The organism is Aestuariivirga sp., from assembly GCF_020252405.1.
Classification (GTDB): Bacteria; Pseudomonadota; Alphaproteobacteria; order Rhizobiales; family Aestuariivirgaceae; genus Aestuariivirga.
The window spans coordinates 35784-50398 of sequence record NZ_JADCDA010000003.1 but is presented as its reverse complement, the minus strand read 5'-3'; the positions used below and the strand labels follow the sequence as shown (position 1 = coordinate 50398).

15 protein-coding genes and 1 tRNA gene are annotated in these 14615 nt (G+C 61.6%); 8 read left to right on the top strand and 8 right to left on the bottom strand.

Translation table 11 applies throughout. From position 1 onward, the window contains the following. The 4 genes from IOC69_RS00765 to IOC69_RS00750 form a co-directional block, all read right to left on the bottom strand. A partial coding sequence (locus IOC69_RS00765) for an E3 binding domain-containing protein (RefSeq protein ID WP_290541614.1) occupies positions 1 to 558 on the bottom strand: 558 nt, incomplete at its 3' end. Position 559: 1 nt separating this feature from the next. After that, positions 560 to 1546, bottom strand: coding sequence for an alpha-ketoacid dehydrogenase subunit beta (locus IOC69_RS00760; protein WP_290541613.1), 987 nt, complete (start codon positions 1544 to 1546; stop codon positions 560 to 562). Continuing rightward, positions 1546 to 2562, bottom strand: coding sequence for a thiamine pyrophosphate-dependent dehydrogenase E1 component subunit alpha (locus tag IOC69_RS00755; RefSeq protein WP_290541612.1), 1017 nt, complete (start codon positions 2560 to 2562; stop codon positions 1546 to 1548). Before IOC69_RS00755 ends, IOC69_RS00760 begins: the two co-directional genes overlap by 1 nt. After that, positions 2559 to 3914 (bottom strand): NAD(P)H-dependent oxidoreductase, encoded by a 1356-nt coding sequence (locus IOC69_RS00750; RefSeq protein ID WP_290541611.1) that lies wholly within the window; start codon positions 3912 to 3914, stop codon positions 2559 to 2561. The genes IOC69_RS00755 and IOC69_RS00750 overlap by 4 nt, the downstream gene beginning before the upstream one ends. A 359-nt stretch (positions 3915 to 4273) precedes the next feature. On the opposite strand from IOC69_RS00750, the gene IOC69_RS00745 reads away from it, so the two are divergent. Both IOC69_RS00745 and IOC69_RS00740 read left to right on the top strand, forming a co-directional pair. Continuing rightward, on the top strand, positions 4274 to 5323 hold the full coding sequence (locus IOC69_RS00745) for an ABC transporter ATP-binding protein (RefSeq protein WP_290541610.1): 1050 nt from the start codon (positions 4274 to 4276) through the stop codon (positions 5321 to 5323). Positions 5324 to 5568: 245 nt separating this feature from the next. Continuing rightward, positions 5569 to 6075, top strand: a complete 507-nt coding sequence (locus IOC69_RS00740; protein ID WP_290541609.1) for a DUF1269 domain-containing protein — start codon at positions 5569 to 5571, stop codon at positions 6073 to 6075. Between the two features lie 380 nt (positions 6076 to 6455). On the opposite strand, the gene IOC69_RS00735 is transcribed toward IOC69_RS00740, so the two are convergent. Together IOC69_RS00735 and IOC69_RS00730 are read right to left on the bottom strand one after the other, a co-directional pair. Further along, positions 6456 to 6602 (bottom strand): hypothetical protein, encoded by a 147-nt coding sequence (locus IOC69_RS00735; protein ID WP_290541608.1) that lies wholly within the window; start codon positions 6600 to 6602, stop codon positions 6456 to 6458. A gap of 43 nt (positions 6603 to 6645) precedes the next feature. Next, positions 6646 to 7728 (bottom strand): DNA cytosine methyltransferase, encoded by a 1083-nt coding sequence (locus tag IOC69_RS00730; RefSeq protein WP_290541607.1) that lies wholly within the window; start codon positions 7726 to 7728, stop codon positions 6646 to 6648. A gap of 109 nt (positions 7729 to 7837) precedes the next feature. On the opposite strand from IOC69_RS00730, the gene IOC69_RS00725 reads away from it, so the two are divergent. After that, entirely contained in the window at positions 7838 to 9274 is a 1437-nt protein-coding gene (locus IOC69_RS00725) for an ATP-binding protein (protein WP_290541606.1), read from the top strand. Then, complete coding sequence (locus IOC69_RS00720; protein WP_290541605.1) at positions 9271 to 10290, top strand: O-methyltransferase; 1020 nt, start codon at positions 9271 to 9273, stop codon at positions 10288 to 10290. Before IOC69_RS00725 ends, IOC69_RS00720 begins: the two co-directional genes overlap by 4 nt. 31 nt (positions 10291 to 10321) lie before the next feature. On the opposite strand, the gene IOC69_RS00715 is transcribed toward IOC69_RS00720, so the two are convergent. Then, positions 10322 to 11131, bottom strand: a complete 810-nt coding sequence (locus IOC69_RS00715) for a hypothetical protein (RefSeq protein ID WP_290541604.1) — start codon at positions 11129 to 11131, stop codon at positions 10322 to 10324. Between the two features lie 38 nt (positions 11132 to 11169). Then, positions 11170 to 11244, bottom strand: a tRNA-Thr gene (locus IOC69_RS00710). A gap of 370 nt (positions 11245 to 11614) precedes the next feature. On the opposite strand from IOC69_RS00710, the gene pyrH reads away from it, so the two are divergent. The 4 genes from pyrH to IOC69_RS00690 are packed head-to-tail and all read left to right on the top strand — an operon-like array spanning position 11615 to position 14582. Continuing rightward, positions 11615 to 12409: a UMP kinase gene (pyrH, locus tag IOC69_RS00705; RefSeq protein WP_290541603.1), complete on the top strand. Its 795-nt coding sequence runs from the start codon at positions 11615 to 11617 to the stop codon at positions 12407 to 12409. A 4-nt stretch (positions 12410 to 12413) separates the two neighbouring features. Further along, a complete protein-coding gene (gene frr, locus IOC69_RS00700; protein WP_290541602.1) occupies positions 12414 to 12980 on the top strand; it encodes a ribosome recycling factor in 567 nt (188 codons plus the stop codon). A gap of 19 nt (positions 12981 to 12999) precedes the next feature. After that, positions 13000 to 13734 (top strand): isoprenyl transferase, encoded by a 735-nt coding sequence (locus IOC69_RS00695; protein WP_290541601.1) that lies wholly within the window; start codon positions 13000 to 13002, stop codon positions 13732 to 13734. Beyond that, entirely contained in the window at positions 13734 to 14582 is an 849-nt protein-coding gene (locus IOC69_RS00690; RefSeq protein WP_290541600.1) for a phosphatidate cytidylyltransferase, read from the top strand. The genes IOC69_RS00695 and IOC69_RS00690 overlap by 1 nt, the downstream gene beginning before the upstream one ends. Positions 14583 to 14615 lie beyond the last annotated feature (33 nt).

The following is a 14615-nucleotide window of genomic DNA, read 5'->3' as shown; positions in this document are numbered from 1 at the left end:
GAAGCTTCCGGGGGCGTAAAGCTTCCGGATGTCCTCCGCCGATGGTGCGGGGGCGGCGGTGGCGGCCGGTGCGGAATTCGCCTCGCCGGCGCCCCGCACATCGGCGGCGGTGATGCGGCCGCGCGGGCCGGTGCCGGAGAGGGCAGCCAGCGTGAGGCCGGCCTGCCGCGCGAGGCGGCGGGCGAGCGGTGTGGCGCGCGGGGCCTCGCCAGTGATGGCGGGGGCTGATACAACATGCGCTGCCGGTGGCGGCGCCGCGGCCGGTAACGCCGACGCAGCGGCGGTTGCCGCCGCGGGGGCAGGGGCGGCCACGGCCTCGCCCTCGGCGTAGATCCAGGCGACGGCGGAGCCGACCGGCGCGCTGGCCCCCGCGCTCACCATGATGTTGCGCAGGATGCCGTCGGCCGGGCTGTCGATCTCCATCGCCGCCTTGTCGGTCTCGATCTCGAACAGGGCGGCACCCCTGGCGACCCTGTCGCCGTCCTTGTGGAGCCACCTGGAGATCTTGCCTGCCGCCATGTCCATGTCGACGCGGGGGAGGATGACTTCGACGGCCATGCTAGAGCCGCCCCTTCACGAGGTTGCGAAGGCCCTCGACGATGCCCGGCGCCTGCGGCACGGCGGCCTTCTCGAGTTCCGGATTGTAGGGAATGGGGGACTCGGCCCCGCCCAGCCGCAGGATCGGCGCATCGAGATAGTCGAAGGCCTCGCTCTCGGCGATGCGCGCGCTGATCTCCGCGCCGATGCCCAGCGTCTTGACGCCTTCATAGACGCAGGCCAGCCGCGTGGTCTTCTTCACGCTGTCGATGATGGTGGCCGTGTCGATGGGGCGCAGCGTGCGGAGGTCGATCACCTCGGCATCAATGCCCTCGGCCGCGAGGATTTGCGCGGCCTCCAGCGACTTGTGCACCATGATGGACGTGGCGACCACGGTGACGTCGCGGCCCCCGCGCGCCACATGCGCCTTGCCGATGGGAATGCGGTAGGGCTCTTCCGGCACCTCGCCTCTCATCTTGTAGAGCAGCTTGTGCTCGAAGACCATGACGGGGTCCGGGTCGTCGATGGCGGCGAGCAGCATGCCCTTCGCATCCGCCGGCGTGGACGGCTGCACCACCTTGAGGCCCGGCACATGGGCAAGCCACGCTTCCAGCGACTGCGAGTGCTGGGCCGCCGCACCCGTGCCGGACCCGGCTGGAAAGCGCATGACGAGGGGCACGTTCACCTTGCCGCCCAGCATGAAGCGCAGCTTGGCGGCCTGATTGACGATCTGCTCCATGGCGAGCGTGGCGAAATCCGAGAACTGGAATTCCAGCACCGGCCTGCAGCCGGCAAGTGCGGCGCCCACCGCGACACCGGCCTGGCCCAGCTCCGAGATGGGCGCGTCCATCACGCGGTCCTCGCCGTAACGGTGCACGAGGTCGCCCGTCACCTGGAAGGCGCCGCCATAGACGCCGATGTCCTCGCCCATCAGGAAAACGGCGGGGTCGGCGTCCATCGCCTGGGCAAGCGCCTCCTGGATGGCCTGCGCGTAAGTCAGCTCACGCATCAGGCGGCCCCGTCCGAATAGACATCGCGGGTGACTTCGGCGGGATTGGGATCGGTGCCAAGACGCGCGAATTCGATGCCTGCGGCGATCTCGGCCTCCGCCGATTCGCGGATGGCGTTGACCTCCGCCCCGGTCGCGAGGCCATGCGCCATCAGTTCGGTTTCGAAAAGCGGGATGGGGTCACGCGCCTTCCATTCCTCGATCTCCTCCTTGGTGCGGTAGCGGTTGCGGTCGGAGCGGGAATGGCCGCGGGTGCGGTAGGTCTTGCATTCGACCAGCGCCGGGCCCTCGCCACGCCTGGCCCGCGCAATGGCGTCGGCGACCGCCTCCTCCACATCGGCGATGCAATTGCCGTCGGCGATGACGCCGGGCATGCCATAGGCCGCGGCGCGGTCCGCCACATTGGCCACCGCCATGGAACGCTCGGTCGACACCGACATGCCGTATTTATTGTTCTCGCAGACGAAGACCACGGGCAGCTTCCAGACCGCCGCCATGTTGAGGGCCTCGTGGAAGGCGCCCTCGTTCGATGCGCCGTCGCCGAAGAAGCACATGGCCACGTCGTCGCGCTTCTGTTTCCTGATGGCGAGTGCGGCGCCCACCGCGATGGGCAGGCCACCGCCCACGATGCCATTGGCGCCAAGGTTGCCGGTTGCCACGTCGGCGATATGCATGGAGCCGCCGCGGCCGCGGCAATAGCCTTCCTCCTTGCCGAAGAACTCGGCGAACATCAGCTTGGGGTCCGCCCCCTTGCCGATGCAGTGCCCGTGGCCGCGATGCGTGGAGGTGATGTAGTCGGAAGTCCGCAGCCCCATGGTGGCGCCCACGGCGGAGCCCTCCTGGCCGATGGAGAGATGCATGGTGCCGTGGATGAGGCCGCGCATGTAGGCTTCCTCCGCCCCTTCCTCGAAACGGCGGATCAGATACATCTTGCGCAGCGCTTCCTTCAGCCCGTCAGCGGAATATTTCTGGTAGAAGGGCCTGGCGTTCGGCTTGATCCTGCCCACCGCGTTCATTGCAAGCTTCCTTTCAGCATGTCGTCCTGGCGCTGGCGCAGCGCCACAATGCGGGCGGAACTGTCCACCGCGCAGTTGTCGTAAGTGAGAAGCCCGCCCTTCTTGATGGGCTTCGTGGCCTTGCCGTTCTCGAGAAGGCCGCAGGGGACGGCGTTTTCGCGGGCCGCACCGTCCACCGTCATGATCCAGGCGCGGTAGGCGTATTCGCCGATGGCATCGAGGCGCTCGCCGGGGATCAGGTCCTTCTTCGCCACGGCGCAGACCTCGGCGGAGGGCGCGTCCAGCGGCGTCATGTCCGCCATGCGGTAGAGCACGGCCCGGGCGCAGGAAAGCGGGACTTCGAGGCTCGTCAGGTGATACGGGCGATAGAAGGTGTAGTAGGGGCCGGGGCCGAGCTTCAGGTCCTGCATGCGCTCGCGAACGCGCGGGTGCGCCATTTCGGCGATGACGAAGACGCCGGGGGCAACGCCCTTGCCGATGGAATAGTCGACGACACCCTTCCTGGACAGCACGCCGCCATCGGCCTTCGGGCACAGCACCTTCTCGAGCTGGTCGAGCGCCGCCGCGGGGCCGTGCATGCCGGGGCAGTCCGGCACGAGGCCGGTGGCGTTGGCGATGGCCGCCATTTCCACCATGGTCTTGGAGCCGTCGACGAACTCCACCAGCATGCGCGGGTTCATGTTGCGGCGCCTGGCCTCCTCCATGTAGGCGTCGGGCGTTGCATCGATGTTGAGCGGGTTGTTCTTGCCCTTGCCGGCGGCGATGATCGGGTAGCCGAGGCCGGTGACGAAATTGACCAGTTCCATGGTGGAGGAGGGCTCATCGCCCGCGCCCAGCGTATAGACCACGCCCAGCCGCTTCGCTTCGCGCGCCAGATAGGCGCCGATGGTGACGTCCGCCTCGACGTTCATCATCACGAGATGCTTGCCGTGCTCCATGGCGGTGAGGCCGATCTCGGCCCCCACGGCGGGCTTGCCCGTGGCATCGATCACCACATCGATGTGGTGCGAGGTGCAGACCAGCTGCGCATCCTGCGTGATCGCCGTCTTGCCGCCGTCGAGCGCTGAGGCAAAGGCGGAGGCCGTGCCGGCTTCCGCCACGGCGTCGTCAGGACGCCCGGAGATGCTGAGCGCCTTGCGCGCGGCGGGCAGGTTGATCTCGGCGATGGCGGCCACCGCAATGCCGGTCATCTGCTGGCACTGGGTGACGATGTCGGTGCCCATCTCGCCCGAGCCGATGAGGCCTATGCGGATCGGGCGGCCCTCCTTCTCAAGACGGCGGGCCAGATCTGCCGCAAGTCCGGTCGTCGCGCCGATGCGCCGGTGGCCGCGCGGAATATCGTCTGCCGACATGCCGGTCTCCTGACTGCTGGAAGTCTGGAATAAGATACTTTTGCCTGACAAAGTGTCAATAAGTATTGTTTCTTTCAAACTCTCGTTTTTTGCATCTGCGAAAGGTGTGAGCATGTGCAAACGGCCCGTTTTCCTGGGTCCGTTGGGGTCACGAAATGCCCATTGGCTGCTCGAGCATGATCCGCAAAAGTGGAACCGGTTTTGCGACAAGATCATGCTCAGGCTTTTGACCTGGCGCATGTTCCGTCCAGGCGGTTCCGCCTGAACGGAACATGCGCTGGAATTCCGAAACAATCGCGCTGCCATCTTGCGTTTAGTGTCGGATGTGTAACACTCCGCAAAAATCGGGAGCGCAGCGCATGGCATCGATCAGCCTCAACAAGATCAGCAAGGCCTGGGGTCCGGTGGTCGGTGTGGATGCGATCGATCTCGAGATCAGGGACAAGGAATTCATGGTGTTCCTCGGTCCCTCGGGCTGCGGAAAGACGACGACCATGCGCATGATCGCCGGGCTTGAGGACCCGACGGGCGGCGAAATCCTGATCGACGGCGAGACGGTGAACGACGTCGACGCGCGCGACCGCGACGTGGCCATGGTGTTCCAGTCCTACGCGCTCTACCCCAACATGACGATCTACGAGAACATCCGCTTTCCGCTCCGCATGCGCGGCGTGCCGAAGGAAAAGCATGACCGGATGGTGCGCGAGGCCGCGGCCATCGTGGAACTGGGCGACCTCCTTGACCGCAAGCCGCGCGCGCTTTCGGGCGGCCAGCGCCAGCGCGCCGCACTGGCGCGCGCCGTGGTGCGCCATCCGCGCGTCTTCCTGATGGACGAGCCCCTGTCCAACCTCGATGCCAAGCTGCGCCTCACCATGCGCGCGCAGTTGAAGCACATTCAGCGCCGGCTGGAGACGACCACCATCTACGTGACCCATGACCAGATCGAGGCCATGACGCTGGCCGACCGAATCGCCATCATGAGCAAGGGCAAAATCCAGCAGCTGGGAACACCCGACGAGGTCTACAACAACCCCGCCAATGTCTTCGTCGCCGGCTTCATCGGCTCGCCGCCGATGAACCTCCTGAAGGGCGATATCGAGGACGGCGTCTTTCTGGGCCCGTCGGCGCGCGTCGGGGGCGTGGGCGGGCAGAGCCGCAAGGGCGTGATCCTCGGCATCCGTCCGGAGGATATCTCGGTGGCGGACCCCGGCCAGGGCCATCTCAATTCCACCCTCTATTCGCTGGAACCGACGGGCGATCAGACGCTGGTCTCGGCGCTGGCGGGCGAGCAGATGGTGGTGGCCAAGGGCGCGCGCAACTTCCGCCAGGAACTCGGAACGCCGATCAGCCTGAGCTTCGACGTGGCGCGGTGTTATCTGTTCGATGCGGCGGACGGGGCGAGGATTTAAGTCCCGGCCTCTCCGCGCTGTCGCGCCGCCCGGCGCGTGAGGGCGCAAAGCCGCCAGGCGCAAGGGCCAGGCGCAATGGCCAGGCGCGATCCGGACTCCCTCGCCCAATATGTTCTCATCGGCCTGATGCGGAAAAAACCGCGCTCCGCCGCTTGTGAGCGGCCGATTTGGGCGGTAATGGTGTTGCGAAAGTCCACGTGGACGATTGAGCTCCACATGGCAAATGGGCTGACAGGAGGTTGCGGATGGCCGATCTTATTGCGATTACCTATGAGACCGAGGAAAAGGCGGAGACCGTCCGCAAGCGCGTGCTGGAGCTCCAGAAGGAGTATCTGATCTCGCTGCAGGATGCCGTGGTGGTCGTCAAGGACGCTGACGGAAAGATCAAGCTCAATCAGCTGTTGAACACCACCGCCGCCGGTGCGGCTTCGGGCAGCTTCTGGGGCCTCCTCGTCGGCCTGGTGTTCATGATGCCGCTGGCGGGCGTGCTGCTGGGGGCCGCGGCGGGCGCGCTGGGCGGCAAGCTCAGCGATTACGGCATCAATGACGAATTCATGAAAGGCGTCGCCGAAGCGATCAAGCCGGGCAATGCCGCGCTGTTCCTGCTCGTCAGGAACATGACCGCCGACAAGGTGCTGGCCGACCTCGCCCCCTATGGCGGCACGGTGCTGCGCACCTCGCTCGACGAAACCAAGGAAAAAGCCCTGCGCGACGCGCTCGACGAGCATGTGAAGTCCAACCCGCCGGCCTGACGGGGGCGAAGGTTCGCTGATCGCAGCCGCCTGAGCAAGCAATGGCCACCAGGCGGCCGCGCAGCCCGAGGACCCCGCGCCTATGGCCATTGCATCAACCGCTAAACAGGGCGGTCACGCTGCCGGGACTCCAACCTATGAGGTAAGGTGGAGGGGGCTTACAACGGCTTGCGCAAGTTTAATGCTGAGCTTGGCGGCATTTTAGGTTTCACACTCCCAAACGGTAAGTCCAAGCCAACCCTCTTTGCGCAACAGGGCAACATTCTTTCTGTCGCGCTGGACGTTCGATGACAGTTTGTTCTGCCAGTACCCAGCCCGGCTTTTCGGGGTGCTTGCTTTCGTGCAGCCAATGTGTCGATGCCATAAGCAACCGTGGACAACTATTGTCGTTCGCCACTTGGGGGGAGAACAAGGTCCGGCGTTCCAAGGAGTTGCTTCTGATGTAAGCGGAATCGCCGTCCCAATGAACGAGCTACCTTCCTGACAACGATTTCCAGCACCGTATTCTTGCTGCTAACGCGAGACATTAGCCAGGATCTTCGGTTAGGCGACAGCCTATTTGTCAAAGAGTCACTCCGCTGCCAACCGGAATCCCCGACCGGTTTCTATGCGTGACGCAATCAATGAGAATATCATCTTTGACAAAATGGGCGATACACTATTGCCGATCATTCGGAAGCTGTGCCAGACAGCCGGATGGAAGCGGAAACCATCTGGGAAGCCTTGTAATCGAGCTCCTTCTCTCACGGTTATCACTCGAGGTTCGTCGGGGTGAAGAGGTCGAACAGATTGAAACGATCCACGATCATTTCCGGTACCCGCGCGCAGCGTCGGACACTGCCCATGCCAGCTTAGACGTGGATGGCGGCCAACGGTCTCAATGCCACCCTGCTCTACCTTTTTGAAACGCTTAATCACCTCAGGCGAGTGAACGGTTCGTCTATGGCCGGTGAACGTACCGTCCTTGTTACGAAGGCAGGCCGCATAGCTACTCGGACGCCCCCGCTGGCAGATTTTCCATTGATCGTATTCGCCGTCATCATGGAGTTGAACTGCAGTCGCAAGGTCGGAGATTGCCGCGCGAACAGTCGTCGGCTTTTGCTTTCTTGTCTCGATGTCGGCTTCAGTGAGATTGTCGCACCGAGCTGGATCATAGCCTATAATGAACAAGCGCGGACGTCTGGTCGCCGCCCCAAAATCGGCAGAATCCAAGACGAGCGGGCCAAGAACGTTGTACCTGCTAGGAATAAGGCTCAACGCCTCATTCAAAACTCGCCGAGTGTTAGAATAGCCGAGCCCCGTGACGTTTTCCATTACAAAGAACGACGGCTTCAGTTCGGAGATCAGTCGAAAAAAATGTCCGAGGAGAGTCCGCCGCGGATCGTCAACGTGGCGATGCCCAATTGCACTGAATGCCTGGCAGGGCGGCCCCCCGAAAACCCCATCAACCTGTCCCCCAGCCACCTGAATAATGTCCGCTCCCGTGGCTTTCGACAGATCAGTGAGTATCAGTCGGGATTTCGGGTGGTTAACCAAAAATGAAGACGTTAGGATAGGATCGATATCGAATGCAGCCGTGGGCACCAAACCAGAGGCCTCAGCCCCTAACGAGAAACCTCCACAGCCGCAGAACAGGTCAATGATTTTGGGCACCCCTTGCACAAACTACCCTTTCCCTCGATTATGGCTGATCGGAAGACTATACCTTATTTGTCAAGAGCCGTCGAACGGGGAATCAGCCATGACGGAAGGGGAGTGAAGCATGATTGGAAGCGCAGAACAAATCGGGACCGCGGTGGCATCCCCGACGAAAGAGTTCTTCGTTCGGATGTTGACGCGAGACATCGAACTCCAAGACGCTCTCCTCGATCTGCTGGACAACTGTGTCGACGGAATTATTCGGTCCGGGACGATCTCGACTGACAATTCTAAACCTTATGCTGGTTTCAAAGCCACCCTGACTATTGCGCCCGACCACTTCGTAATCGAAGACAACTGCGGTGGAATACCGATCGAAGTTGCTAAGAAGAGCGCGTTCGCGATGGGTCGACCGCCGGCAACCGGGACGACCGCACACGGCGCCACCGTCGGCATGTATGGGATCGGAATGAAGCGGGCCATCTTCAAGCTCGGAACGGAGGCTTTGGTCGAGTCCCGACATGATACAGGATTCGTCGTAGAGTTCACCCCTGACTGGATGCGCGACGATAAGTGGGACGAACTACCAATGTATGAGTTGGCCGATAGCAAACTGCCGGAGAAGGGAACGCGCATCGAAATCTATCAACTCAACGATGAAGTGAAGTCATCGTTTTTGGACGGCTCTTGGATTGATGAGTTCCGGCGAACCGTTGCGCGACACTATTCTCTCATCATCGCAAAAGGCTTTTCCGTCAGTGTGGGATCTGATGCCGAAATGGCGGCAGGTGTTTCACCGATTGACGCAGAAGAATTTAAGCTCATTCGAACAACCGGTGGAACAGATCAACGAATTGCGCCCTATGTCTATGCAGGAACGCTTGGTGATGTGGAGGTCGAAATCTTCGCTGGCCTGTATCGTGAGCTTCTTTCTGAGGAAGAAGGTGAGGAAGAGGAAGATACAAGGGGTGCCAGCGACGACGCCGGCTGGACCGTTGCCTGCAACGATCGAGTAGTGATTTGGAAGGACAAGTCACGTTTGACCGGTTGGGGTGAGGCGACGGTCCCTAATTACCATGGCCAGTTTATCGCGATCACAGGGATTGTTCTTCTGCGATGTGATGATCCGAAGAAACTTCCTCTGACGACTACGAAAAGAGGAATAGACGCAGCTTCGAACGTCTATTCCGAAGCGAAGGATTTGATGCGTGATGCAACTAAGCATCTGACTTCTTTCACAAACAAATGGAAGAAATTTCCACAGAAATTGGAAGAAATATATAAGGCAAGCGAATATGTCGATCTACCTACTTTGCGCTCGCTTCCTGCGGCATTGCCTATGATTTTAAGCCGTAAAGTGGAAGGGATCAAGAAATACGAACCAAAGTATCCAGAGCCTGAACAGGAGAAGACCAGCTTACGTGTCAGCTTCGTTGCGCTTAAGACTGATGTAGCTACTCTCGCAAAGCATTTCTTCGATGATGTCAGGGTCAAACCGGGAGCTGTTGGTGAGGCTGCATTCAATGAGGCGCTTAGGGCGACCAAGGCCCCCGAAAAATGAGCGGTGCCTCGATCCCATATTACCTTAGACCGCACAAAAGCGTTGATCGGAGGCTATTCCTCGATCTCCTAACTCGTTTTGAGCGATGGAAGCCGCTTGCCGAATACGTGTACGTGAGTATGGGAGCTTACCCGCTTGAGGACCATAAACTGGTTCATCGACATTTGGGCATCACGCGGCTGATAGCCTTCGATTTGGAGGAGTTGATCGTCGCTCGACAGAAGTTCAACAAACCAATCGAGACATGTCATTGTCTTCATAAAAAATCAGGCGAATTGATCTCCGATCTGGATGCCATTTTGAGTGCTTGCTCGTTCCCTGAGCCTGAAGGCCTGATCGTATGGTTGGACTACACGAGTCCAGGACAGCTCGGCCATCAAGTCAGGGAGTTCGAGGCCCTTCTCAACAAGCTAAGAGCCGGTGACCTTGTTCGTGTAACTGTAAACGCGCAGCCGAGCGCGCTCCTTGAGCCTCAGCTCCCGGGTGCAATCCCATTACTCGTGACCGATAAGCAGGAAAGGCAATTCAAGAATCTAAAGAGCCGCATCGGCGAATTTCTTCCCTCTGAAACCTCTCCCAAGAATATGACGCAAGAAGGTCTTCCTCTTGCTATTTCAAAATCGTTTGGCGCTGCGGCATTGAAGGCACTACCTGTCACAGGAGACAACATTTTTTGTCCGCTCTCTATCATCCGGTATGCTGACGGCGAGCAAATGCTGTCGATTACAGGTGCGATTGTTCCTCGAAGCGATAGGAGTGCCTTTTTGGAGAGGCTTGATGTGCAATCTTGGCCATTCGTCTCGACCGATTGGTCGGAAGTTCACCGTCTCCTCGTGCCGACTTTGACGATACGCGAGCGACTTTTTTTGGAAAAAGGGATAATGAGCAAAAATCCCGTGGACCTTGTCGCAGAATTGGGCTTTGGCGCGGCCTCAGATATCAAGATGGATGAGTTTCTGGAATGCTATAGGAGATATTACAGGTTCTATCCCACCTTGCTTTCCGCTGAGATTTGATGGCAGGTAAGCGGCTTGCGAACTATGGTGATTAAATATCTTTGATACGCTTGAGCACTGCTTGGAGGAATACCTCGCGTGGATGTCCGCTCTCAGTGTTGGTAGATCCCATTCTTGTAGCTATACCATCCACCAGATCGGAGCCGCTGGATGCGGGAAATTTAAGTTGTGCCCCGTTGGTGCGAAGGTCACCGACTGCGATGCGCTCAATTGACGCCATGTCGAGAGGTTCAATTTCGCGGCGAAAGACGCGAAGTTTCTCCGACGCGGGAATGCCCGCAACGTCGGTATACCCAGCGGGTAATCCAATTGCGTCTTCGACATCACGCCAGTCATATCTCAAAGCTGCCATGCCCTCCTCGCTGAAGGCTCGGCTCGGGCAGGAGTGAAAAGGAAATACTTGGGTGCAGGCGAGCAACAAATTTGCAAGCTTCATCAGGTGCGAGGCGCAACATGTCCCAATGTCACGCCCAACCAATTCCGCAGGAACCGCATGCGGCCTTCCTACGAAACGATATGTCCAACCTCTGCTCAGTAGGCTGCCGCCAACAAACGAAACCGGTCCCTGCTTTTGAGAGATATTTCGTAGCTCAATGAAAAACCGCGTTGCCGCATCGGCCTTCATAGAGGCTTGCTGCTGCTCGTACCAAGCAGCGAAGAGCGGAACTTCGGACATTGCTTTTTGAAGCACGAATGTCACGCTGCGACTAGCTGAAAGAAAGGCATTCAATTCGAACTGAAAATTGAGGCCCGAGGACTGGGACACGCCCGCAAGAAAGTACTCAGCTTCGAGTAGCTTTTCGACCGGATGGCGCAATGTGGTGAACGTGCGCGGCATCATCTAAACCGGTAAGGATGAAAACACGAAAAAAGGAATTATGGTGCCGGGTGAGGGGATTGAACCCCCGGCCTTCGGTTTACAAAACCGCTGCTCTACCGCTGAGCTAACCCGGCCTTTGCTCCGCCGTCTGCGGCAGGCAGGCGGTGGGGAGTGGTTGAAGCATTTTCTGGTCAGGTGGGCTCCGGCTGACCGTCGAAAATGCGACCAAACAAACAAACAGATAGATCAGGTTTCCATTTCACTGAACCGCAACCTGCTCCAGCGCATGTTCCGTTCAAGAGGAATTGCCCCGCCGAAAACAACAGGCACCAGGTCAAAAGCCTGAGCATGATCTTTTCGCAAAACCGGTTCCACTTTTGCGGATCAAGCTCTATAACGGCCCGACCTGACTGGCAACAGGCAAGACAAAGCCCTCCGCGCCCCTTGTGACGAATCGGTTGGCGGCTTCTAGAGTGCGGCCTTCTCAGCAGCGAGCCGGGTTTCATGTCCACGCCCCCACATACGCCCCCACATACGCCCATACATACGCCCCCACATACGCCTCCCCCATATGCGCCCGCCCGCGGGCCCACCTACAGGCGCATCCTTCTCAAGCTTTCGGGCGAAGTTCTGATGGGCGGCCAGCCCTATGGCATCGATCTTGATACGGTTGGCCGGCTCGCCGATGAGGTGCTGGCGGTGGCGGGGACGGGCGTGCAGCTGGCGCTTGTCATTGGCGGCGGCAACATTTTCCGCGGGCTCGCCGGGGCGGCGAAGGGCATGGACCGAGTGCCGGCCGATCACATGGGCATCATGGCCACCGTCATGAACGCGCTGGCCATGCAGGGGGTGCTGACGCGCAAGGGCATGGATGCGCGGGTGCTCTCCGCCATTGCCATGCCCACCGTGTGCGAAACCTATTCGCGCGCCAAGGGCATTCACCACCTTGAGGCGGGCCGCATCATCATCTGCGCGGCGGGCACCGGGCTTCCCTTCTTCACCACCGACACGGGTGCGGCGCTGCGCGCGGCCGAGCTCGGCTGCGATGCGCTGTTCAAGGGCACCAGCGTCGACGGCGTCTATTCCGCCGATCCCAAGGCCGACCCCGCGGCGCGCCGCTATGACAGGATCACCTTTGGCGAAATTCTGGCCAGGGACCTGCGCATCATGGACCCCGCCGCCATTGCCCTTGCGCGGGACAATGGGATTCCGGTAGTGGTCTTCTCGATCAGAAAGCCCGGCGCCGTGCTCGAAGTGGTGAACGGCGGCGGGCTGTTCACCACGGTGACGAAGGATTGACCCAATGGCCCAGCCCCAGGCTTTCGACGCGGCGGACATCAAGCGGCGCATGCACGGCGCGGTCGATGCGCTGAAGCACGATTTCGGCGGGCTGCGCACCGGCCGCGCCTCCTCGAGCCTGCTGGAGCCCATCCATGTCGATGCCTATGGCGCCAACATGCCTCTGGCGCAGGTCGCCTCCATCTCGGTGCCGGAGCCGCGCATGCTGCAGATCAGCGTGTGGGACAGGGGTCTCGTCATCGCCGTCGAAAAGGCGATCCGCGCCTCGAACCTCGGGCTCAACCCGCAGACCGAGGGCCAGGTGATCCGGCTGCGCATGCCCGACCTGACCCAGGAGCGCCGCAAGGAGCTGGTCAAGGTCGCCCACACTTATGCCGAAAAGGCCCGCGTGGCCGTGCGTAACGTGCGCCGCGACGGCATGGACCACCTCAAGCAGCTCGAAAAAGCCCATCTTATCAGCGAGGATGAGCACAAGAAGAAGGCCGACGATGTGCAGAAGATGACCGATGACGCCATCAAGGACATCGAGCAGGTGCTGAAGCACAAGGAACAAGAGATCATGCAGGTCTGAGGCGCGGGCGGCCCCTCCCATGTCAGCCAGCCCCGGCCCGGACGGCACGCCTGCCCACGTCGCCATCATCATGGATGGCAACGGTCGCTGGGCCACGGAGCGCGGCCTGCCGCGTTCGGCCGGCCACCGCGAGGGGGTGGAGGCGCTGCGCCGCACGGTCCGGGCGGCGGGCGGTCTGGGCGTTCGGATTCTCACCCTCTATTCCTTCTCGACCGAGAACTGGTCCAGGCCGCAGGCCGAGGTGCGCTATCTGCTCGAACTGCTGCGCCGCTTTATCCGCACCGATGTGGCCGAGCTTCACAAATCCAATGTCCGCGTCATGATCATCGGCGGGCGTGACGGGCTGGAGACGGGCCTGCGCGCCATGTTCGAGGAGGCGGAGGCGCTGACGCGCGGCAACACCGGGCTGAAGCTGGTCATCGCCTTCAACTATGGCAGCCGCCAGGAAATCGCCCGCGCCGTCCGGGCGCTGGCGGCGCTGGTGGCGGAGGGCCGTCTGGCGCCCGCCGCCATCACGCCGGAGCTGATCGCCGCCGAGCTGGACACCGCGGGCCTCGCCGATCCGGACCTCCTCATCCGCACCGGCGGCGAGCAGAGAATCTCGAACTTCCTGCTGTGGCAATGCGCCTACACCGAATTCGTGTTCATGCCCGAATACTGGCCGGAATTCGACGGCCAGAGCCTGGCCCGCGCCATCGGCATTTTCCGCGGGCGCGACCGCCGCTTCGGCGGCCTCAAGGCGCAGACCGCCTGATGGGCGGGGAACCCTCGCCGCCCGTGGCAAAATGGGGCGATTTGGGCGTCCGGGCGCTGTCCGCCGCCGTGCTCATCCCGGCGGTGCTGGTGGATGTATGGGCGGGCGGCATCTGGTTCCACCTCTTTGTGGCGCTGATCGGCATTCTGATGGCGCAGGAATGGGTGATGATCGTCCACAACGGCAATCCGCGGCAATTCGCGGTGCACGCCGCGGCCGCCATGTGCGGCGCGCTGCTGCCGCTCGACATCGGGCTGGCGGGCGTGCTTGCCGCAATTGCCGTTCTGGGCCTGCTCTCGGTCCTCATGGCGCGCCGCCAGCAGCCGCAGGGGCCGGCCTGGCGCTATCTGGGCGTTCCCTATGTGGCGCTGCCGCCCATCGCGCTGGTGGTGCTGCGCGGCGATCCCGTTTATGGCACCGCCGCCATCGTGCTGGTGATGCTGATGGTGTGGGCGGCCGATACGCTGGCCTATTTCTCCGGCCGCATCATCGGCGGCCCGAAGCTTGCCCCGCGCATCTCGCCAAAGAAGACCTGGGCGGGTCTTGGCGGCGCCATTGCGGGCAGTGCGCTGGCGGCGCTCTGCGTCGGCCTGGCGCTGGGCCTGCCCGGCCTTTGGATGCTGCTTCTGGTGGCGGGCCTGCTGGCGCTGGTGGAGCAGGGGGGCGACCTGTTCAAATCGGCCATGAAGCGCCATTACGGCGTCAAGGATTCAGGCCGCCTCATTCCCGGCCATGGCGGCGTCATCGACCGGGTGGACGGGCTGGTTGCGGTGGCCACCGCGGCGGCCCTCATCGGTGCGCTGCGCGCCGGGATCGGCCATGCGGGGGCCGGAATCCTTGTCTGGTGACCGGGTTGGCCGAAATCTTGCCGCATTGCTCCC

Coding starts and splice junctions, on each gene's coding strand:
- IOC69_RS00725 (WP_290541606.1), top strand. CDS start 7,838: ATGATTGGAAGCGCAGAACAAATCGGGACCGCGGTGGCATCCCCGACG.
- IOC69_RS00740 (WP_290541609.1), top strand. CDS start 5,569: ATGGCCGATCTTATTGCGATTACCTATGAGACCGAGGAAAAGGCGGAG.
- IOC69_RS00720 (WP_290541605.1), top strand. CDS start 9,271: ATGAGCGGTGCCTCGATCCCATATTACCTTAGACCGCACAAAAGCGTT.
- IOC69_RS00690 (WP_290541600.1), top strand. CDS start 13,734: ATGGGCGGGGAACCCTCGCCGCCCGTGGCAAAATGGGGCGATTTGGGC.
- IOC69_RS00760 (WP_290541613.1), bottom strand. CDS start 1,546: ATGCGTGAGCTGACTTACGCGCAGGCCATCCAGGAGGCGCTTGCCCAG.
- frr (WP_290541602.1), top strand. CDS start 12,414: ATGGCCCAGCCCCAGGCTTTCGACGCGGCGGACATCAAGCGGCGCATG.
- IOC69_RS00755 (WP_290541612.1), bottom strand. CDS start 2,562: ATGAACGCGGTGGGCAGGATCAAGCCGAACGCCAGGCCCTTCTACCAG.
- IOC69_RS00695 (WP_290541601.1), top strand. CDS start 13,000: ATGTCAGCCAGCCCCGGCCCGGACGGCACGCCTGCCCACGTCGCCATC.
- IOC69_RS00735 (WP_290541608.1), bottom strand. CDS start 6,602: ATGTCTCGCGTTAGCAGCAAGAATACGGTGCTGGAAATCGTTGTCAGG.
- IOC69_RS00750 (WP_290541611.1), bottom strand. CDS start 3,914: ATGTCGGCAGACGATATTCCGCGCGGCCACCGGCGCATCGGCGCGACG.
- IOC69_RS00715 (WP_290541604.1), bottom strand. CDS start 11,131: ATGATGCCGCGCACGTTCACCACATTGCGCCATCCGGTCGAAAAGCTA.
- IOC69_RS00745 (WP_290541610.1), top strand. CDS start 4,274: ATGGCATCGATCAGCCTCAACAAGATCAGCAAGGCCTGGGGTCCGGTG.
- pyrH (WP_290541603.1), top strand. CDS start 11,615: ATGTCCACGCCCCCACATACGCCCCCACATACGCCCATACATACGCCC.